General features: G+C 54.5%; 18 protein-coding genes. 7 read left to right on the top strand and 11 right to left on the bottom strand.

Annotation, left to right across the window (positions count from 1 at the left end):
* Genes ABD949_RS19865 through ABD949_RS19875 form a run of 3 tightly spaced genes read left to right on the top strand, consistent with a single transcriptional unit; the run spans position 1 to position 2,674 of the window.
* The gene (locus tag ABD949_RS19865; RefSeq protein WP_345246231.1) at positions 1-792 is read left to right on the top strand and encodes a PIG-L deacetylase family protein; all 792 of its coding nucleotides are present in this window, start codon (positions 1-3) and stop codon (positions 790-792) included.
* Complete coding sequence (locus ABD949_RS19870) at positions 782-1,711, top strand: sugar phosphate isomerase family (protein WP_345246233.1); 930 nt, start codon at positions 782-784, stop codon at positions 1,709-1,711. Before ABD949_RS19865 ends, ABD949_RS19870 begins: the two co-directional genes overlap by 11 nt.
* 24 nt (positions 1,712-1,735) lie before the next feature.
* Positions 1,736-2,674 (top strand): dienelactone hydrolase family protein, encoded by a 939-nt coding sequence (locus ABD949_RS19875; RefSeq protein WP_345246235.1) that lies wholly within the window; start codon positions 1,736-1,738, stop codon positions 2,672-2,674.
* 25 nt (positions 2,675-2,699) lie between these two features.
* Here the strand turns inward: ABD949_RS19875 and ABD949_RS19880 are convergent, their stop codons facing one another.
* The 7 genes from ABD949_RS19880 to ABD949_RS19910 form a co-directional block, all read right to left on the bottom strand.
* Positions 2,700-3,050: an L-rhamnose mutarotase gene (locus ABD949_RS19880; RefSeq protein WP_345246237.1), complete on the bottom strand. Its 351-nt coding sequence runs from the start codon at positions 3,048-3,050 to the stop codon at positions 2,700-2,702.
* Positions 3,051-3,087: 37 nt separating this feature from the next.
* Entirely contained in the window at positions 3,088-3,900 is an 813-nt protein-coding gene (locus ABD949_RS19885) for a TIM barrel protein (protein WP_345246239.1), read from the bottom strand.
* Positions 3,901-3,906: 6 nt separating this feature from the next.
* Positions 3,907-4,938: a zinc-binding alcohol dehydrogenase family protein gene (locus ABD949_RS19890; protein ID WP_345246241.1), complete on the bottom strand. Its 1,032-nt coding sequence runs from the start codon at positions 4,936-4,938 to the stop codon at positions 3,907-3,909.
* On the bottom strand, positions 4,938-5,888 hold the full coding sequence (locus ABD949_RS19895) for an aldo/keto reductase (RefSeq protein ID WP_345246243.1): 951 nt from the start codon (positions 5,886-5,888) through the stop codon (positions 4,938-4,940). The genes ABD949_RS19890 and ABD949_RS19895 overlap by 1 nt, the downstream gene beginning before the upstream one ends.
* A gap of 144 nt (positions 5,889-6,032) precedes the next feature.
* Positions 6,033-6,737 (bottom strand): pseudouridine synthase, encoded by a 705-nt coding sequence (locus ABD949_RS19900; RefSeq protein WP_345246245.1) that lies wholly within the window; start codon positions 6,735-6,737, stop codon positions 6,033-6,035.
* A 63-nt stretch (positions 6,738-6,800) separates the two neighbouring features.
* Positions 6,801-9,260 carry a helix-turn-helix domain-containing protein gene (locus ABD949_RS19905; RefSeq protein ID WP_345246247.1) on the bottom strand — a complete coding sequence of 820 codons (2,460 nt, stop codon included), beginning with the start codon at positions 9,258-9,260 and terminating at the stop codon, positions 6,801-6,803.
* 88 nt (positions 9,261-9,348) lie between these two features.
* Positions 9,349-10,494 (bottom strand): DUF819 family protein, encoded by a 1,146-nt coding sequence (locus ABD949_RS19910; protein WP_345246248.1) that lies wholly within the window; start codon positions 10,492-10,494, stop codon positions 9,349-9,351.
* A gap of 220 nt (positions 10,495-10,714) precedes the next feature.
* Here ABD949_RS19910 and argH point away from each other — a divergent pair, with 220 nt between their 5' ends.
* A complete protein-coding gene (gene argH, locus ABD949_RS19915; RefSeq protein ID WP_345246250.1) occupies positions 10,715-12,049 on the top strand; it encodes an argininosuccinate lyase in 1,335 nt (444 codons plus the stop codon).
* A 65-nt stretch (positions 12,050-12,114) separates the two neighbouring features.
* On the opposite strand, the gene ABD949_RS19920 is transcribed toward argH, so the two are convergent.
* On the bottom strand, positions 12,115-12,930 hold the full coding sequence (locus tag ABD949_RS19920) for an SMP-30/gluconolactonase/LRE family protein (protein WP_425576778.1): 816 nt from the start codon (positions 12,928-12,930) through the stop codon (positions 12,115-12,117).
* A gap of 305 nt (positions 12,931-13,235) precedes the next feature.
* On the opposite strand from ABD949_RS19920, the gene ABD949_RS19925 reads away from it, so the two are divergent.
* Positions 13,236-13,400: a hypothetical protein gene (locus ABD949_RS19925; RefSeq protein ID WP_345246254.1), complete on the top strand. Its 165-nt coding sequence runs from the start codon at positions 13,236-13,238 to the stop codon at positions 13,398-13,400.
* Positions 13,401-13,466: 66 nt separating this feature from the next.
* On the opposite strand, the gene ABD949_RS19930 is transcribed toward ABD949_RS19925, so the two are convergent.
* The 3 genes from ABD949_RS19930 to ABD949_RS19940 form a co-directional block, all read right to left on the bottom strand.
* Positions 13,467-14,720, bottom strand: a complete 1,254-nt coding sequence (locus tag ABD949_RS19930) for an MFS transporter (RefSeq protein ID WP_345246256.1) — start codon at positions 14,718-14,720, stop codon at positions 13,467-13,469.
* A gap of 121 nt (positions 14,721-14,841) precedes the next feature.
* A complete protein-coding gene (locus ABD949_RS19935) occupies positions 14,842-15,027 on the bottom strand; it encodes a hypothetical protein (protein WP_345246258.1) in 186 nt (61 codons plus the stop codon).
* Positions 15,028-15,134: 107 nt separating this feature from the next.
* Positions 15,135-17,432, bottom strand: coding sequence for a GDSL-type esterase/lipase family protein (locus tag ABD949_RS19940; RefSeq protein ID WP_345246260.1), 2,298 nt, complete (start codon positions 17,430-17,432; stop codon positions 15,135-15,137).
* 733 nt (positions 17,433-18,165) lie between these two features.
* Between ABD949_RS19940 and ABD949_RS19945 the strand changes: the two genes are divergently transcribed.
* Both ABD949_RS19945 and ABD949_RS19950 read left to right on the top strand, forming a co-directional pair.
* Positions 18,166-19,065 carry a site-specific DNA-methyltransferase gene (locus ABD949_RS19945; RefSeq protein WP_345246262.1) on the top strand — a complete coding sequence of 300 codons (900 nt, stop codon included), beginning with the start codon at positions 18,166-18,168 and terminating at the stop codon, positions 19,063-19,065.
* Between the two features lie 22 nt (positions 19,066-19,087).
* Positions 19,088-19,387 (top strand): transposase, encoded by a 300-nt coding sequence (locus ABD949_RS19950; protein ID WP_345246264.1) that lies wholly within the window; start codon positions 19,088-19,090, stop codon positions 19,385-19,387.
* The last annotated feature ends 86 nt before the right edge of the window (positions 19,388-19,473 follow it).

Raw genomic sequence — 19,473 nt, forward strand, 5'->3', positions numbered from 1 at the left:
ATGAGAACCGCTATGGCCATTGCCGCCCATCCCGACGATATTGAATTCATGATGGCCGGCACACTCCTGCTACTGAAACAGGCAGGCTATGACATCCATTACCTGAACCTGTCGGGCGGGAACTGCGGCAGCGTGGAGTATGACTCGGAAACCACCAAAAAGATTCGTCTCGCCGAGGCCCAACAAGCTGCGCAGGTGCTGGGTGCGCACTTTCATCCGCCGTTCTGCAATGATCTGGAGATTGTTTACGACCTGAAAACGCTGCGCCGGCTGGCAGCTATTGTTCGGGAAGTAAACCCAGCGGTGGTACTGACGCATTCATCGGTGGATTATATGGAGGACCACAGCAACACCTGCCGGCTGGTGGTAACGGCTACGTTTGCCCGAGGAATGCCTAACTTTACCTCGGTGCCCACCCGCCCGACGGGCAGTTACGATTGCACCCTGTACCACGCCATGCCACACGGCCTGCGCGACCCGTTTGGCCGACCCGTGATAGCCGGTGCTTTTGTGAATACCACGGCTGTTCACCGCATCAAGCTGGAAGCGCTGAAAGCCCACCAGAGTCAGCAGAACTGGCTCGACGTGAGCCAGAACCTAAACTCCTATCTGCAAACCATGGAAGACATGGCGCTGGAAGTCGGGCGAATGTCGGGTAAATACCTGTACGCTGAGGGCTGGCGACGCCATCTGCATTACGGCTTCTGCGCACCCGACGCCGATCCGCTCCAGGAATTAGGAGATGATTATTTTATCAACGAAGACTTTTACAAGACATACCATGCCCCGTAAACTCAGTTCCATTGCCCCCGACTGGTGGGACTATACCACACTGGATACCGCACTCATCGAAGAAGCGGCCCGGCTCACACCCGACCAGATGCGCTCACTCTCACGGCCCGGCTTTAACGTGGTGTTCTACGACACCCTCGAAGAGTTCTACCTGGCCGAAGCGCTCGAATACATTACCGCCTGGCGGCAATCGACGCCCGACAATCCGGTGGGCATCTGCGGCCCCATCGGGCCAACCGAACAGTTACCCCTGGTGGCGCGTCTGGTGAACGAACTGGGCATTTCGCTTAAATCGGCCCACTTCTGGGGTATGGACGAATGGTTCATCGACGGCAAAGAAGCCCCTTCGGACCACCCGCTCTCGTTCGAAAAAGCGGACCGGCAACTTTGTTTCAGCCGCATCCGGAAAGAGCTGGTTATGCCCGACGAAAATCTGCATTTCCCCAAAGCCGATACCGAAGCGTACCGCAAAAGCTGGGAGGGCGTTCGCTGCGCCGTGATGCAGGGCGGACAGGGCGACATTAAACACTGGGCGTTCAACGATCCACCAAAGCGGGAAGGGAAGTATGCCGATAATCCGCCCACACCCGGGGAGTACCGGCAACTAGCCACGCGGGTGGTCGATCTGCACCCGATTACCATTGCGCAGAACGCCCGTACTTCCGGCGGAGGCAATATCGCGCTGGTGCCGACCAAAGCCCTCACTGTAGGGCCGGTTGAAACCTGGCAAGCCGAGAAAGTATCCATCTGGCATGCCGGTACGCACGACAATCCGTTCGGGCAACGGCTAACGACCTACATGATTTCGCAGCGCATTATGGATACGTCCGTGCCGATGTCCCTACTGGCCGACCACCCCAATGTCCAGTTCAATTTCTACCGCCCCGGCATCGGCACCTGCGAGGTTGAAATGCATTGAGTAAACGCAAGACTTAAGACGCTAATGGCCATACACACACGCTCCGAAGAAGCTGCTGCCGACAAGAGAAAGCAGCGGAAGGTACTCTACCAGTTGCTGGGTCGGTTACCGGACCGCAACCGGCCCATAGCAGCAAAACTCATATCTACAGAGGAAACGGACGAGCTAATCACCGAAAAACTGCTCATGGACATCAACGGGCTGGAACCGGTGCCCGCCTACTTTACCCGGCCAAAGAACGCACAAGGTAACGTCCCGGTCATTCTGTTCAACCATTCGCATTTCGGGCAGTACCATGTCGGCAAAGACGAGTATGTAAAAGGGCGCAAGGAGATGCAGAGTCCGCCGTATGCGCTGGCGCTGGCACGGGCCGGTTATGCCGGCTTATGCCTGGATAGCTGGTGTTTCGGCGAGCGGAAAGGCCGCACAGAACTGGATATGTTTAAGGAGATGCTCTGGAAAGGGCAGGTGATGTGGGGTATGATGGTGTACGACAACCTCCGCGCGCTGGATTACCTCCAGACCCGGCCTGAGGTAGATATGAAGCGTGTCGGCACCATAGGCATGTCTATGGGCAGTACCATGGCCTGGTGGCTGGCGGCTATGGATGAACGCATCAAGGTCTGCGTAGACCTCTGCTGCCTTACCGATTACCAGGCGCTGCTGGAGGAAAAAGGGTTGTCGCTCCACGGCATCTACTATTACGTACCCGATCTGCTCAACCATTTCACTACCTCGCAGATCAACGCCCTGATTTCGCCCCGCCCTCATTTCGGCCTGGCCGGTCGTCTCGACCCGCTGACACCGCTGAAAGGACTGGAGAAAATTAACCGGAATCTGAAGGAGGTATATCAGCGCGAAGGAGCGCCTGACGCCTGGCAACTAAAAATCTACGATGTAGGCCACCTGGAAACCGCCGATATGCGACAGGATATTATGGCATTCTTTAAGAAGTGGCTGTAAAGGGTTGATTAGTTGAGTGGCTTAACTAATCAACTTCCTTCTCAAACTGGAAGATTTGCTCCATCAACACCCATTTTTCGCCGGGTTTAGCATTGGGCAGGGGTTGCTGAAATTTCCACATCAGCTTCTCCCAGGCCTGTACGTGGGGGTTAGTGGCATCCCGTTCGGCTTTCTTCTCGAACGTGAAGTCGTCGTCCGTTTCCAGGATCATAAACATGCGGTTGCCGGTTCGGTAAATCTGGAGGTCCAATACGCCGGCTGCCAGGTCGTTCTGGCGAACTTCCGGCCAGCCTTTACCCGGCGCGTGCCATGCTTCGTATTCTTTAATTAATTCCGAGTCTTCTTTGAGGTCAAGTGCCAGACAAAATCGTTTCATAGGGTATGGGTACAGTTGAAGTAGCTTGACGAAAGATCTACCCGAAATACTGCCGGTAGGCGTTGATGGTCTGTTCGGCCGCAGCATCGGGATCGGGCCAGGGAAATGCTTCGGCCGAGATATAACCGGTATAGCCAATATCTCGCATAGCCTCCGCAATACCCTCCATGGCCGTATGCCCGCCACCAATTGGCCGGCGGTTGCTATCGGCAAAATGCACATGACCAATAGCCGCACCCGCCGACCGGATACTGTCGGGTATAGAAGCCTCCTCGATGTTCATGTGGAATAAATCGGCCAGCAATTTTACGTTACGGGTCGACAGGTTTTTCAGCAACGCAACGCCATCGTCGAGCCGGTTGATCAGGTTGGTTTCGTAGCGGTTCAGGGGTTCGTAGATCAACGGTACCCCTTTACGTTCGGCATAATCGCCGAGGGTATTCAACCCCTCGACCAGCCAGTTGATCGCCTGCTCCCGCTCGACGCCGGCGACCACATTGCCCTGCATGGAGCCGATGATGGCCGGAGCCCCCACCTGCGCACCAAATGAGATCATGTCCTGAATAAACGCTATCGCCTGCGCCCGAACGGCCGGGTCGGGATCGGTGAGTGTCAGGCCGTGAATTACCTTGCCGGCACCGGTCCCCACCGCCCCAATCGACAACGTATGTTGTTGGCTCAGACGTTTCAGATGGTCAGGATCAATGGCATCGGCCGAAGCCGTAAACAGTTCGACGCCGTCGAAGCCCAGACCGGCAGCTTTCGCCATACCGGCTTCCAGATGGTCCCAATAAATCCAGGGTCCGGTTTTAATGGACGGCACCAGCGCAATCGTCACACAGGATTTCATATCGCATCAGGCCTTTTCCAATTCGACCATGATTTTGGTAATCAGGCCGGGGTTCGCCGACCATTCGGCCAGGGCAGCACCAGCCTCGTCCAGCGAAACGGTTCGGCTAATAACCGCATCGACCGGGAAGCGCCCCGACTCCAGGTACCTGATTACATCCGGAAAATCCCCCAGGCAGTTTCGGGAGCCCAGAATTTCAATCTCTTTCCGTACGAAGGTGCCGGTCTGGTAGGACACCGGCTGTTTGGCATAGCCGATGTAAACGACCCGACCGGTATACGCCACTTCGTCCACGGCGGCCCGATAGGTAGCCGCATTACCCACCGCTTCGATGACGACATCAGGTCCATCGCCGTTGGTGATTTCCATCAGCGCTTCATGCAGGTCGGTTTTGGTGGTGTTGATGGTATGCGAGGCTCCCGCTTTACGGGCAATGTCCATTTTAGAATCATCAATATCAATGGCAATCACCTCGGCTCCCCGGTCGACCGAAGCCGCAACGGCCCCCAATCCCACAATGCCGCAGCCAATAACGGCCACCTTCTCCCCGGCCGCCACCCGACCCCGGGCAGCCGCGTGGAAGCCGACCGTCAGCGGCTCCACCAGCGCCAGCTCGCGCAACGACAGTTTGTCCGACGAAAACAATTTTTCCCAGGGAGCCACAATATATCGGGTCATGCCACCGGGTCGGCGTACACCCATGGTTTTGTTATCCTGACAGGCATTCGGACGACCCTTACGGCAGGAAATGCAAACCCCACAATTCAGGTAGGGATTGACGGTAACCTTCATGCCCGGCCGGAAACTGCCGGGCACATTTGGGCCGGTCTGGACAATGGTAGCGCCAATCTCATGACCTAGTACATTCGGGTATTCCTGTAATTCAAACATCCCCCGGAAGCCGTTCAGGTCGCCCCCGCAGAAACCGACATGACTTACCTGCAACAAAAGCTCTCCTTCACCTGGTTGGGGCATATCAATTTCCTGAACGTCGGTTCGGCCGGGTTCAAGCAGCACTAAGGCTCGTATCTTATCCATCAGACAGTCGTTAGTTTAGGAATGTAATTATCGGGCTTACCTTCAAACCACATCTGGTTTTTCACCGGCGCCACCAGGCTTTCAACTTGTTCCAGCAAGCCATCAGGTATGGTAAAATTCAGCACCCGCACGTTCTTTTCAACATAATCGGGCTCGGCCAGGCCAACAATGGTGGTAGCAATCGCCGGATTATCGAGCGCGTACCGCAGGGCAACGTCGCTCAGGGCCATGCCATAATCCTGACACAGCGCCAGCAGTTTGGGCTGCATGTCTTTAATACCCTGTGGGGCATTATGCCAGGCCGGGATTGGCGCATCCGACAGAATGCGCTGCAATAACGGCGCGGCATTCATCAGGCCAAAGCCTTTTTGCCGGGAAAGCGGCACCAGGTCCTCGTTGATTTCGTCGTTGAGCAGCGTATAATGCCCCCACGACAGCACCACGTCTACGGCTACCGCACGGGCAATCTGCGCCAGATACCGGACAGGCAGGCCGGAGAACCCAATATACCGGGCTTTACCCTGCTCCTTCACTTTTATAGCGGCCGGAATAGCCTCGTTGAGTACCTGCTCCCGGTCGCCAAACTCAATATCATGGACAATATAGAGATCGACATAGTCGGTCCGCAGGCGTTTCAGCGACTCGTCAATGCTGCCGAGGGCCCGATGGTAGGAGAAGTCGAATACCCCGTTGCCGTACCGGCAGCATTTAGTGGACAGGAACAGATCGTTACGTTTAGTCAGCAGGGCTTTTCCCAGGCGCTCTTCGGCGAGTGTATCGCCGTAGAATGGAGCTACGTCGAAGAAATTAATACCATGATCAATAGCGGTGTGAACGGCCCGGATGCCTTCCCGCTCATCCGTGACGTTGAAAACATTACCCAGGGGCGATGCACCATAACCGATTATGGAGACGTCCATATTCGTTTGCCCCAGTCGTCTATACTCCATAAATCAATTGATTGCGAATTTAAGATTGCAGGCTCCGGATTGGTAGTTTTTCTCTTTCTGAGGTCATTGCCAGCCGAAACGCGATCCTATTGAATTATATCAGCGAATATTGTGTGATACCCTATAAAGCGCCATAAACCAAATTTATAACCTATCGCCGGCTAGTTGCTGCCCAAACAGCAAGGTGAGCATGCGGCTAAACTCAGGCTGCAAAGGCGCTGAAATCATAACGGCTTCCTGCGTCTGTGGGTGCCTAAACCGGAGCGTCTGCGCGTGCAGCAGCATCGTGTCCATGGCAAAGCGCTCCTTAAACAGCCTGTTCTGTTTGTTGCAGCCGTGCGGCCGGTCGCCGATGATGGGGTGCAGGATATGCGCCATGTGCTTGCGCAGCTGGTGCATACGCCCGGTGGTGGGTGTCAGTTCCACCAGCGAGTAGCGGGAGGTAGCGTGCTTGCCGAAGGGCAGGTCAACCTCGGTGCGCTGGAGGGTTTTCAGCACTGTAAAGGCCTCCTGAAGCACGCCATCCTCACGGCGTAACGGATAATCAATTTCCTGCTGATCGTCGGTGTAGCCGCGCACAATGGCCAGGTAGGTTTTTTGCACTCCGCCTTCGGCAAAGAGCATCTGCATGGCCGCATTCATGGCCTCGCTGAGGGCAAAGAGCAACACCCCGCCTGTTTTCCGGTCCAGCCGGTGTACCGGGTATACGCGCTGGCCTAACTGGTCGCGGAGCAGTTGAACGGCAAATTCACCCGCATCGCTGGCAATGGGCGAGCGGTGGACCAACAGCCCGTGCGGTTTGTTGATGGCAACCAAGTCCGAAGATTGATACAGTAGGGAAAGCGACAAGCGATTGGGGATTGGGGATTTGGGCTGAGGAAACGGTACGCCGGAGCGACAACTCGCCGGTGTTTAGGTTTCCGCCAGCCGGAGGGTATCGAACATCCAGCGGATTTCGGAGAACGATACGTCTTCACCCAAACCGCTCCTGGCTTCACTCAGCGAGGCCGGTTTGTGTTCGTCCAGGTAGGCCCGGATCTGATCAGCTTTCTGACGGGGTATCAGGTCATACACCGACAAATCACCGGTTTTGATGAACCGGCCCAGATGGCTCTCGATGGTCGATACGGTGAGGCCCCGTTCGGCGGCAATGTCGGCGACTGCCTTTCCGGCCTTAAAGGCATCATAGCTCACCTGAAACGTACTGCCTTTGGCGGGCCGCTCCGGCTGCTCTGCTTTCGGCCGCTTTACCGGGGCCGGCGTCTCCTCTCTGGTGACTCCGTTGGCGGTACACCATTCGCAGATCAGTTGCAGCAGGTCATCGCCAAACTGCCGGGCCTTGGTCTTACCAATACCTTTAACGGCCTGTAGATCGTCGTGGGTCTGCGGTAACTGACGCACCAGTTCCTGTATGGTTTTGCGGGGCAGCACCATATAGCCCGATACGTCGCTCTCGGCGGCCAGGGCATCGCGCCATTTGACAATCAGCTTAAAGAGCGCCGGGTGGGCAATCTCCTCCGACGCCGTTTGTTCGGTCTCAGGCAATTTACCAATGTTTGATTTAAACGTCAGCTCCGCTTGATTGCGGGCTTTGAGGTAAGCCAGCGCCCGGAAACCATTCTGGCAGCTTTCAAAGCAGGCCAGCTTAACGAACAGCTCTTTTTCCAGCTCCCGCAAAGCCTCCAGCAGGGCTTCCCTGACCTGTTTGTTGTCACAGTCGGTGGGCAGCCGGTGCAGGGTTTGCAGCAGTGCCGTCCAGAGCAGTTCTTTGAAATAGCCACCCGCTTTGGTCAGCCGCTCCTGCAACGCCGGGTTTTCTTCGGGTGATAGGCCGGCCGAAAAATACTGCGCCAGACTACCCTGAAAGCGACCGGTTACGTCCAGCACCTTTTCCCGCAGAATGGTCTCTATTCGCTCCAGTTCTGTGACCAGTTGGGCATCCACGCTGCTGGTATGCTCCTGCACCAGTTTGCGGGCCCGCTGTAGCGCATAAGACGCCTGCCGGAACGCAAACAGTTCAGTCAGCAGGTTCTCCTGAAAGGTTCGCCGGGAGTGCTCCAGTTCCTGCTCCGAGGGAATTTTGGTCTGTACTTCCTGGTGAAATTCATCCAGCACCGACTCCGATTTAAGGCTATTGAGGGGGATAGGCGACGTGAGAACAATACCCTCCAGGGTTTTGCAGCGGCTGAGGGCCACGTACACCTGTCCGTGCGCAAACGCAGCGCCGGCATCGATAATAGCCCGCTCGAAGGTCAGGCCCTGGCTTTTGTGGATGGTAATGGCCCAGGCCAGTCGCAGCGGGTACTGCCGGAACGTGCCGATTATATCTGCCTTGATTTCCTTGGTAGCCGGGTCCAGGCTGTATTTATGGTTGCTCCAGTCGACCGGCATCACAGCAATCTCGTCGGCACTGTCGGGCGATTTTACAAAGATGACATCTTCGGCGATTTCGGTAATACGGCCCAGCTTGCCGTTATAGAACCGCTTCTCCCGCGACATATCATTCTTGATGAACATCACCTGCGCCCCGACCTTCAGCTCCAGTTCGGCATCACCCGGATACGCATGGGCCGGAAACTCGCCGTCGATAGCGGCCTCGAAACGGACCAGTGGCGTGGTCAGCTCCTGTAACCGACGACTGTTGATCTGCTGGGCCGAAGCGTTGTGCGTCGATAAGGTAATGTAAGCCTCTTCCCCCTCCGGTCTGAAGTCGGGAATGTGCCGCCGGTTCAGTTCTTCCAGTTGTTGGGTGGTTATGTTTTTCTCCCGAACGCCGTTCAGGATGTCGATAAACCGATCATCCGACTGCCGGTAGATGTGCGTCAGTTCAATGGAAACATAGGGCGTTTGCTGGAGGGCTTTGCTGCCGAAGAAATACCCGCTGCGGTAGTGCGGACTCAGCAGCGTCCACTCCTCGTCGCGGATCACCGGCGGCAACTGCTGCATATCGCCGATCATCAGCAACTGGACCCCGCCAAACGGCTCCGACCGGTGGCGGAACCGGCGCAGCACCTCATCAATACCATCCAGCACATCGGCCCGTACCATACTGACTTCGTCGATCACCAACAGGTCGAGTGTGCGCAGCAGGTTAATTTTCTCCCGGCCAAACTTCCGGGCTTCGCGCTGCGCCCCCGGTACCAGCGGACCAAAGGGAAGCTGAAAAAACGAATGAATGGTAACACCCCCGGCATTGATGGCCGCTACCCCCGTCGGAGCGACCACCACGAGCCGTTTCGCCGTCTGGCTTTTAATCGCGTGCAGAAAGGTTGTTTTGCCGGTACCCGCTTTGCCGGTCAGAAAGATATTCCGGTTGGTGTGCAGTACAAAGTTGCGGGCGAGATCGAGTTTCGGATTAACGGGAGCAGCCATTATCGTTCAGAATAATCAGAATAAATCGTAACGTTGAGACGTTTTTGCCTATAACAGGCCACAGGTTGCGTGTACCAAATTTACGAAATTACCAGGACTTTAGCACCTCTGCCACGGCAATACCCAGGTAGCTGCCAATGGCGTTGCCGAGGGAGCCGACCAGTACCGCTGGCAACTGCAAATCGGGCCGTTTCAGGCTGCGGGCCAATGCCAGGGCCGAAGTAGCGCCCCCGATGTTGGCCTGCGAGGCTATTCCCAATACATCCCAATCCTGCCGGAATAATGCCCCAATACCGAACAAAATCAGCGCATGGATCACCACCAGAACGCAAATCATGCCGAACAGCACAGCCGCCAGTTGCCCATCGCGCAGCAGCGCGGCAATATCGCAGTAGGCCCCAATCACCGCCAGAAACAGGTACACGCCAAACAGGCCCAGCAGCCGGCTCCCCCGCAATCGATTCACCCACCGGAACTGCGCCAGCCCCAGCGCAATGGTGGTCAGAATCAGCACAAACGGAATGGCCGGAACAAGAGCCGCCAGCCGCTGCGACAGAAATATGGCTCCCACGCCCAGGGCAAGCAAAACGCCCAGATCCCAGGGGCTTATCTCTTCGGCATCGCTATACGGTTTATGAGCCGCGCCGGGAATTGACTTAAACGTCGATGGTATGTGCTGGCGGGGCCGCACCCGCTGCAAATACTGCGGCAGGGCCAGCGTGGCGACCATCCACACCGCCGTCAGGATGTTGTCGGCAGCGGTGGCCGCCGTGAACAGCGTACCAACCTTGGCCACGTTGTAATGCAGGGCGACCGTGTGAAAGTTGATGCTTCCGCCGATGTACGTACCCGTAAACATCCCCGCCAGCGCATAAAACAACGGCCCTACCGTGTCGGGACCGGCAAACAGCCACATGCTTACCACTACCCCCGTTACGGTACCCACCGCTCCGACCAGGAACATGGTCAGCATGGGCAAGCCTACCAGCCGCAGGTCTTTCAGATTCACATTCAGCAAGAGCACAAAGAGCGAGAACGGAGCCAGGTAGCTGAAAATGCCATCGTACAGGGACGTATCGGTGGTTGGGATCAACCCGAAATTAGCCTGAATGGCGGTTAGGATAATCACCAGCAGGGCGGTACCCAGGTGGCGGAAGAAGGGTCTGGTACTGAGCCATTCGCAGATGGCTACGTTCAGGCACAGCACGAACAGAATAAACAGGGAATCAGTCACGGCAGGTTACGGTAGTTGGCAAAGCCCGTTCAAGTTAGCGCCAAATCCCGAACTTCCCACGCTAATACCAATACCAGAACCAAACCCCGAACTGTTCCCATCACGCCCTAAAACTCCTACCTTTGCCATTCCAATAAAATTAACAACCAAGAGTTGCTGAGTGCCACCAAGACTGACGCGTCAGCCAATCACTCATTCACTCATTCACTCATTCGCTACTGTGAAACTCTGGCAAAAAGAAAATACTGCAACATCCGAGCAAATTGAACGCTTCACCGTCGGCCGCGACCGCGAGATGGACCTGTACCTTGCTCCGTTTGATGTACTTGGTAACCTGGCCCACGCCCGGATGCTGGAGTCGATTGGACTCCTGGGGAGTGAGGAGTTAGGCCTTCTGAGTGAAGAGTTAAGAGTTATATACAGGGAGATTCAGGAGGGGCGGTTTCAGATCGAGGACGGGGTAGAGGATGTACATTCGCAGGTGGAGCTGATGCTGACTCGCAAGTTGGGCGATGTTGGCAAGAAGATTCACAGCGGCCGCTCCCGCAACGATCAGGTACTGGTGGACCTGAAGCTGTTTACCCGCGCCCGGCTCTGGCAAGTGGCAGAGGCTACCCGGCGGGTGTTCGACCGGCTCATTACGCGGTCGGAGCAGCATAAGGATGATCTGCTGCCGGGCTATACGCATTTGCAAATCGCCATGCCGTCGTCGTTCGGTCTTTGGTTCGGAGCGTATGCCGAAGCGCTTGCCGATGATATGCTGACGCTGCAAACGGCGTTCCGACTGGCCAACCGCAACCCGCTGGGCTCCGGGGCCGGATACGGCTCGTCGTTCCCGCTCAACCGTACCCTGACGACCGAGTTGCTGGGATTTGAAGGGATGCACGTCAACGTCGTGTACGCCCAGATGAGCCGGGGCAAAACGGAGCAGACGGCCTTGACTGCCCTGGCGGCCGTGGCAGCTACGCTCTCGCGCATGGCCATGGACATCTGCCTGTACAACAGCCAGAACTTTGGTTTTCTGACCCTGCCCGATGCCCTCACGACCGGCAGCAGCATAATGCCGCACAAAAAGAACCCCGACGTCGCCGAACTGCTCCGCGCCAAGAGCAACCGACTGAAAGCCCTGCCCATGGAGGTAACGCTGGTGATGAGCAACCTGCCCTCCGGCTACCACCGCGATATGCAGATCCTGAAAGAGGTGCTGATGCCCGCTTTCGACGAAATCCTGGATTGCCTGGCCATTACCGACTTCATGCTGGAACAACTCCAGGTCAAAACCAACCTGCTCGATGACGCTAAATACGATCTGCTGTTCAGCGTGGAGCGGGTCAATGAACTGGTGTTGCAGGGTGTACCGTTCCGGGAGGCTTACCGGATTGTAGGCAAGGAGATTGGCGAAGGCACGTATCAGGCACCACGCACCTTGCAGCATACCCACGAGGGTAGCATCGGCAACCTCGGTAACGAGCAGATCGTGCAGCAGATGGATGCCGCCCTGCAGGGTTTTGGTATGGAGCGGGTACAAACGGCTATTGCACAGTTATTGGCTTAGCGTAACACAGCGGACAAAAGCTTTTGTCCGCTGTGTTACAAAACCACTGCAAATAGTTCAACGGGTTATTCAACCCGATACGCCACCAGTTTATTGCTTAAGAATGTCGGCACGACCAGCAGCTTTTTGCTGCGTACGTACTCGATGTCGGCGGAGTTAATTTTCTGCTCGCGGGTATCCAGCAGTTGCTGTTTCTGACCGTCGGCGGTGATGTGAAAGAGCTGCCCGGCCCAATCCGAGACAAAGAAGTTGCCTTTGCCGTCGGTTACAATGCCATCGGTATTACCCATGCCATCGGCAATGGTCATCATGGTTTTGGTCTCCAAGTCCACCGACCGCAGGGCACCGTTTTTGGTGCTGCCAATCATGAGCCGCTTTTTGTCTACAGCCAGCAGACCATTGGGACGATTGAGTTGCTCGCCTTCCATCCAGACCTCCCATTTGTTGTCTTTAAGCCGGTAAATTTTATCGTTGCGGTTGTCCGACACATATACTGTACCGTCTTTGCCTATGGCCACGTCGTTCAGGTAAGCGCCTTTGCCAACCCCATCAAAGGTTTTTTCGGCCTGTCCATTCGCCAGGTTAATGACCACCAGCCGGTACACATCCGTCACGTACAATTTACCCTCGTGAATACCCATACCTTTAGGCGCGTTCAGGCCGGAGGTCCACCGCAGGTTCTCGATCTTACCATCCAGCGATACTTTGGAGATAAAGCCGTTGCCGTCCAGTTCATCCGACTTACCGTCGATATTAGCGACGTAAAGCACCTTCCCTTTTTCGTCGTACAGCACTGATTCCGGCACGCGCAGGGTGGTATCCGTTTCCCAGACCTTGACGAGTTTTACGGGTTTAGGTTTACTGTTAGGCAGAAATGCCATCAGTCCGTAACCGAGAAGCCCTACCAACAAGGCACCCGTCATATGTAATTGTCGCATGATAAAAAGGGGTTAACTGACATAAAAATAGCAACAAACAGGGAGTTGCAAATTATTTGGTTGAAACCTACTCTCTGCCAAAGAAAGCAACTTTGTTTTTAGATTTTTCTAATGAATTTTTAAGTATGAAGAAAAACTAGTGAACAATCTGAAAATGAGGGTGTTTAGATACGCACAACCTCAGATACCTTTATTTCAGTGTTATGGAGAACTATGCAACAGCAATTGCACGGCCTCAGCGGTCTGCTATGCCCCTTAAGGACAGCATCCGGGACATGATCCGGCTGCAGCGCGACTACAACCTATCCGATGAGCTTTTCTGGGAGGTATTCAACAACCGGGTGTTATTGAACGAGCAAATTGACGTTGATGATTTTCTAAGGGATGTTTACGGCCGGGGTGCTCTGGCGTAAGCCATTCAGGTAAAGAGCGAAAGAGTGATAGAGTGTTTTTGACCCGCTCTATCACTCTTTCGCTCTTTATGACAGTTTCACCGAGAACAAATCCCTCGTACGAACGTACACGTACGTCACCACTACTAGCGTTACCGCACCGCCCAGCATCACCGAAGGCACCGTACCGAACAGCCGGGCCGCTACGCCGGACTCAAATGCCCCAATCTCGTTTGATGAACTGACAAACATACCGTTGACGGCTGCTACCCGGCCCCGCATATGGTCGGGCGGAAATATCTGGAGGATTGTCTGCCGGATCACCACACTGACGCTATCAAAGGCGCCTGTCAGAGCCAGCGCCAGCAACGACAGGTAGAAGTTGGTGGAGGCCGCAAATACCAGCGTAAATACCCCGAAGCCGGCCACCGCCAGCAGCATATTGCGCCAGGCATTGTGCGTGGGCGGGTACTTTGCCATGAGCAGCATCGTCAGAATGGCTCCGACCGAGGGGGCCGCCCGCAGAAAACCAAGTCCTTTTGCCCCTACCTGTAATATATCTTCAGCAAAGACCGGCAGAATAGCAATAACGCCCCCGAACAGCACCGAAAACAGGTCCAGGGAGATGGAGTAAAAGATAATCTTATTGCCGAATACAAACCGGAATCCTTCTTTCAGACTGCTCAGGAAGTTGCCCTGTGGGGTGTCGCTGACCGGTACCGGACGACTCCGGATCATCGACAGCAGCCCGTAACAGACGCACAACATACCGATTACCACCAGCAGCGAGTTATCGAGACCCAGCCAGTAGTACAGAAAACCGGCCACCCCCGGCCCGGCAATGGCCCCCGCCTGCCAGAACGAACTGCTCCAGGTCGATGAATTGGGATACAACGCTCGGGGGACCAGAAACGGCTTCAGCGACGAACTGGCCGGAGAGTAGAATCCTTTAGCGGCCCCAATCAGCATCAGCACCCCGTAGATGATCGCCAGCCGCGCAGCCTGCGAAAACCGGACCACCACCGTCGGTTGAAACACCAGATACAGGATGACGGAACCCAGCAAAATAACGATCAGGCTGTTCTGAAGGATGCGTTTTTTGTCGCGTCGGTCGGCAAGGTGCCCGCCGAACAGAGCGACGGCAATAAAGGGCAGAGCCTCGGCCAGCCCGACCAGACCCAACGCCAGCGGATCATGGGTGATCCGGTACAGCTCATACCCCAATATAACCTCCTGAATGAGAAGGCCGGCCGTAATCAGAAAACTGTTGGCGACAAAATAGCGAAATTCAGGTATGCGTAAGGCTGCGTACGGGTCGTGCGGTAATTCGGTGTAGGTCATTCCCAATGAAAATGTGTTGGCAAAATAACCGTTTTGCCGACACGCGCTTTTCCTTGTAATCAGAATCAGGCAAAATCAGTTCACCCGACACAGCAAAGACCTTTCGATTAAAAGTATGTGCTTACCGGTTAACGAGGTTCCAGATATAGACCAGGGAAATCAGCAACGTCAGCACCGCAACCTGAAACCAGATCCGGAAACGTCGTTTGCTCTGGGCGGAGCCATCCAGCGAAAGTAAACCAAACGAAAGCGGGATGCCAGCCCCAATCAGCGAACCCACACAGAGTAGCAGGCTAATAATTTGCATCGGATTAAGATGTTCGACTAAAAACAATACCGTAAGTATTGTTTAGACGCACCACCGATGTCTGAGTAACCGGCCGGTACAAAAAATTGTAATGACTCCGCTATCGTTTAGTCAGCGCCGTAAACGGCGGCCAGAATAAAATCGACAATAAGTTGTGGATTCGGTAAACTGTGCGGATGGTGTTTGACGCCGGGTTTGTGAATCACCTGAATTGTGCCACCCATCTGCTTCACTTTTTGCGCAAACAGGGCGGTGTTTTCTTCCACCGGCACCACCTCGTCGGCATCGCCCACGACGTGCAGCATGGGGTAGCCACCCTTAACAATGTCGGTCACCTGATCCAGCGGGTTGTTGCGAAAGGCTGCCGTTTCGGCTTCTGTCTGGTAGCCGTAGGCCTTCTTGAACAGCTCCCAATCAGCCGGGCTTCCGGGGCCTTTTCCTTTGCCACCCGGCCAGCTCCGCAGATCCAGTACGGGGGCATCGGCGTAGACGCAGGCCACCTTGTCGGGGTTTCGGGCGGCCCAGTTGTAGACGTACACCCCGCCCCGGCTCAGGCCCTCCAGCACTGCTTTTTTGGCCAGACCCGCCGTTTGCAGAAACTGGTAAAAGTTGTTCCAGATCGTTACGGCTTCCTGATTGCCAAACAACTCGGCCACGTCGCAGTACACCAGGTGAAAACCCCGGTCCAGCAGAGCAATGTCGGTCTGCGGCTCATGCCCCCAGAACCGCGCCCGCCAGATCCAGGGCTGACCAGCCGCTACCACGCGGGGCTTTACAAGTTTGGCCTTGCGACCTCCAAACGTAAAATCGGCGCAGTCGTAGCCATGGAATGAGGTGACCTGATACGGTACCTTCAGTCGCTGGAAAATATCAAAACCGGCTACCGCTTTCGTCGTAATCGCGTCAGACACCCGTTTGGCGATCAGGGTATTGCCGGCCGGGTCTGGATGAAGCTTGTCCGGGAAGAGGGCTTCCCGCTCCAGCGTCAGGGCGTGCAGGTCAATCAGTTCTACCTTCTCCTCGTACGCTACCTGCCGGATGCGGGGAATGATCTGCTGCGTTATGACCGCATCGATCTGGCGGGTGGTATCGGTCAGATACGAAGCCACCGGCAGCAACACAATGATGCGCGGCCGGGACGGCAGATCCTTAAACGACCGGATCAGCGCCTGGTAATCGGCCACAAACCGGTCGGTTATCTGCAGGCGGTAGGGCAAGCGGCTGTCGTTGGTCCCCAGCTTAATGGTGACGATGTCGGGTCGGCTGTTGAGCGCATCCTGATACCGGGGGGTGGCTACATACGCATTGGTAGTTGTGCTGATGAGTGTTTTACCGCTGACGCCGAAGTTATACACGTCGTAATCGTACCCCAGCAGGTTTTGCAGCTGGGCGGTATACCCTTCCACATCCGGGTACTTCAGCACGGTACCATGGGTAATGCTGTTGCCAACGCAGGCTACGCGAATACGCTTCGGCCCTGTTCCGGTCAGGGTAGCCCGAATCCGTTTTTCAATCTGGTCATAGTGCCTGCGGGCCTCGGCCATGGGTAATCCCGGAGCCATGTCTGGACGCTTGTGCCCCGTAGCCCCCAGCCAGGCGTTTTTCATGATGCCCTGCCGCTGGCTCACCAGGCGCAGAATTTCTTCGCCCCTGGGGTGTACCGATACACTCGACAGCATGGTGGCCGTATCCGGAATGGTTTCGCCCAGATACCGGAGTACCGGCTTTGCCATCAGCCAGTGGCCCAGTTCACCGGGATGTACGCCATCATTGGCCAGTTTAAACGCGGGATCGGCTTTCCGCTTGTCGTCCAGCAACCGGGTCATCGGAAAATGAATATCGGCCACCTCCCACTTCAGTGAATCGCGCTGCGCCAGCAGCCACTCGGCATATGCATCCAGCGTGCGGTTGTAGCCCTGCGTACCCAGCGTTTTGTCGTCATGCACCGGCGGGGTCAGGAACACAATTTTTTTGGCCCCGCTCTTCTTCAGTTCACGATGCAGCCATTTCATCCCCTCCCGGTACGCCTTAAACCGCGCCCCCTCCAGCGGCATATAGATGCCATCGTTCATGCCGTAGCAGGCAAACACCACGTCGGGACGGGTCTGGGCCAGCACCCGGTGCAGCCGTTCGTGCAGGTCGGGCCGGGGAAAGCGGCCATCGGCATGGTTGGGTTCGCTCAGGCCGGAGACGGTTTCGCTGGGCAGGCCGGCATTGATAAATTCCAGTTGCTGGCTGGGGTAGTGCGTGCGCCAGTAGGCTTCAATTGCCGTTACGTAGGTGCCCGAATAGGTAATGCTGTTGCCCAGGAACAGGATGCGTTTGGTACCTTTCGGAAACGGGTTGGCCTGGGCGAGTAGAGCCGACAGGACTCCCATCAGGAACAGCAGGGCTATTTTTTTCATGAACAGATTAGGGTCTCTGGTTTAGGAAGTTCTGCGGCAAAGGTACAGCGCTGGGGCATAAAGCCGATGCGGTGTATTTTTCAACTACTACAGGTTAAAATTAGGCCGGAAGAATTTAACAGATTGTCCTATTTAACAGTTTACCTGATTTTTTGTCAAAAATTTATACAAATTATCAGGCAAATTGAAGGCGAACACTATACCATGTAGTTTCTACCAGTACTGTTTACTATCGCGCTTGACTTAAAATCAGGGCAAAATCTGCTTAGTTGGAGATTTTGCACCAAAAGCGTATCTTCTACGTTGAACAGCAAAAATCGACAATCGTTATGGCGTTGCAGTACTTATCGGATGTGCATGGAAATCCCACAACGGCAAAGGTCAGCGCTGTAGCAATCTAAAAGCCAATATGCGTTTGCCCAAATCGCTTTCTACGGCTATCTTGCCGACTAAAACAACCTGAGATTATCAAGTAAAACAGACAACTCATTGTAACATAAAAGCATAGCGTTGCTAACGGTTTCTCTGACTTGAAAACGGCAAATTTTTAAAGATCGCAGAGAAGCAGTTAAGGCGGACGCACCCGAACGGGTGTGTCCTCTTGCTGTTTCTATATAGTTGTGATCGGGCATTGCCGTGCCTCAAGTCAGCTATCATAGGCAGCGGAGGTTCACACCCTGTTTTTTTACCTCCTGAGCCTCGGGGTAGTCCACAAATCACCCGACGCTCGACAATGCCCGAACTCCGCTGGCTTGGTAAAGATAAAGTAGTCAATCACCACCTCGACGTACCGTTTCGGGTACTCGAACCTCAATATACTTTTGGTCTGGCTAACCACGAAAACCGCATTATACACGGCGACAATCTGGAAGCCCTGAAAGCACTGCTCCCCTATTACGAAGGCCGCATCAAGTGCATCTACATCGACCCTCCCTACAATACCGGCAATGAGAACTGGGTTTATAACGACAATGTTAACGACCCTAAAATTAAGCGGTGGCTCGGCAAAGTGGTAGGCAAGGAAAGCGAAGATTTAAGCCGCCATGACAAATGGCTGTGCATGATGTACCCACGTCTGCAACTTCTGAAACAGCTACTAGCAGATGACGGAGTTTTGATTGCTTCTATTGATGAGAACGAGTACAGTAGCCTTAAATCTACTTTGGATGAGCTCTTTGCAAGAAGTAATGCAATAGGCACTATCATTTGGAAAAACGCTACTGATAATAACCCGACAAATATTGCTGTCGAACATGAATACATTATAGTATATGCAAAAGATAAAAAGCGACTCCCTGCAGTATGGAAATCGGAGGATATTGAAATAAAAGGTAAGCTTATCGAATTAGGCAACCAGTTAAATAGAATTTTCGACGACGAGGCTGATTTACAGAGGGAGTATACTCGCTGGCACAAAGACAACAAACCATTTATATGGCCGTTTCAGGACTATAAATTCATAGATAAGGGAGGTATTTTTACAGGAAGCCGTAGCGTACATAATCCGGGTAAAGAAGACTATAGATACGATGTATATCATCCAATAACTGGAAAGCCTTGTCAACAGCCTATGATGGGGTATAGGTTTCTTCTTAGCCCCCTAAATAACTGGACCAAAGATTCTACAAGTTGATAAATGCTAACTTGTAGGAGCAATGAAAAGAAGACACTGGACAGCAGACGAAAAACTTAAGATCCTTTTAGAGGCAGAACAGGAAGGCATCACCGCCACCATTCGCAAACATGGTATCTACAGCAACACCTTCTATCAGTGGAAAGAGAAGTATGATACAGGTGGTCACCAGGCACTCGCCAGCAAGCACTACCAGATAGATCCTGAGCTAAAACGCCTACAGAAGGAGAATCAGCAGCTCAAGCAGATGCTAGCCGAAAAAGAATTAGCCCTGCGCATCAAGGAGGAGCTTTTAAAAAAAAGGGTAGTCCTAAAGTTGTAATGATAGGTTGTAGTGAGTCACTACAAACCGAATGGAGTTGATATGTCGGTTCAGCTTTTTAGAAAAGGACAAGCTCAACCGCACTA

It is taken from the genome of Nibrella saemangeumensis, from assembly GCF_039541915.1.
Classification (GTDB): Bacteria; Bacteroidota; Bacteroidia; order Cytophagales; family Spirosomataceae; genus Nibrella; species Nibrella saemangeumensis.

Excerpts from the sequence above, each read along its gene's own strand:
- ABD949_RS19865 (WP_345246231.1), top strand. The coding sequence starts at position 1 with ATGAGAACCGCTATGGCCATTGCCGCCCATCCCGACGATATTGAATTC.
- ABD949_RS19870 (WP_345246233.1), top strand. The coding sequence starts at position 782 with ATGCCCCGTAAACTCAGTTCCATTGCCCCCGACTGGTGGGACTATACC.
- ABD949_RS19875 (WP_345246235.1), top strand. The coding sequence starts at position 1,736 with ATGGCCATACACACACGCTCCGAAGAAGCTGCTGCCGACAAGAGAAAG.
- ABD949_RS19880 (WP_345246237.1), bottom strand. The coding sequence starts at position 3,050 with ATGAAACGATTTTGTCTGGCACTTGACCTCAAAGAAGACTCGGAATTA.
- ABD949_RS19885 (WP_345246239.1), bottom strand. The coding sequence starts at position 3,900 with ATGAAATCCTGTGTGACGATTGCGCTGGTGCCGTCCATTAAAACCGGA.
- ABD949_RS19890 (WP_345246241.1), bottom strand. The coding sequence starts at position 4,938 with ATGGATAAGATACGAGCCTTAGTGCTGCTTGAACCCGGCCGAACCGAC.
- ABD949_RS19895 (WP_345246243.1), bottom strand. The coding sequence starts at position 5,888 with ATGGAGTATAGACGACTGGGGCAAACGAATATGGACGTCTCCATAATC.
- ABD949_RS19905 (WP_345246247.1), bottom strand. The coding sequence starts at position 9,260 with ATGGCTGCTCCCGTTAATCCGAAACTCGATCTCGCCCGCAACTTTGTA.
- ABD949_RS19920 (WP_425576778.1), bottom strand. The coding sequence starts at position 12,930 with ATGGCATTTCTGCCTAACAGTAAACCTAAACCCGTAAAACTCGTCAAG.
- ABD949_RS19925 (WP_345246254.1), top strand. The coding sequence starts at position 13,236 with ATGCCCCTTAAGGACAGCATCCGGGACATGATCCGGCTGCAGCGCGAC.
- ABD949_RS19930 (WP_345246256.1), bottom strand. The coding sequence starts at position 14,720 with ATGACCTACACCGAATTACCGCACGACCCGTACGCAGCCTTACGCATA.
- ABD949_RS19935 (WP_345246258.1), bottom strand. The coding sequence starts at position 15,027 with ATGCAAATTATTAGCCTGCTACTCTGTGTGGGTTCGCTGATTGGGGCT.
- ABD949_RS19940 (WP_345246260.1), bottom strand. The coding sequence starts at position 17,432 with ATGAAAAAAATAGCCCTGCTGTTCCTGATGGGAGTCCTGTCGGCTCTA.
- ABD949_RS19945 (WP_345246262.1), top strand. The coding sequence starts at position 18,166 with ATGCCCGAACTCCGCTGGCTTGGTAAAGATAAAGTAGTCAATCACCAC.
- ABD949_RS19950 (WP_345246264.1), top strand. The coding sequence starts at position 19,088 with ATGAAAAGAAGACACTGGACAGCAGACGAAAAACTTAAGATCCTTTTA.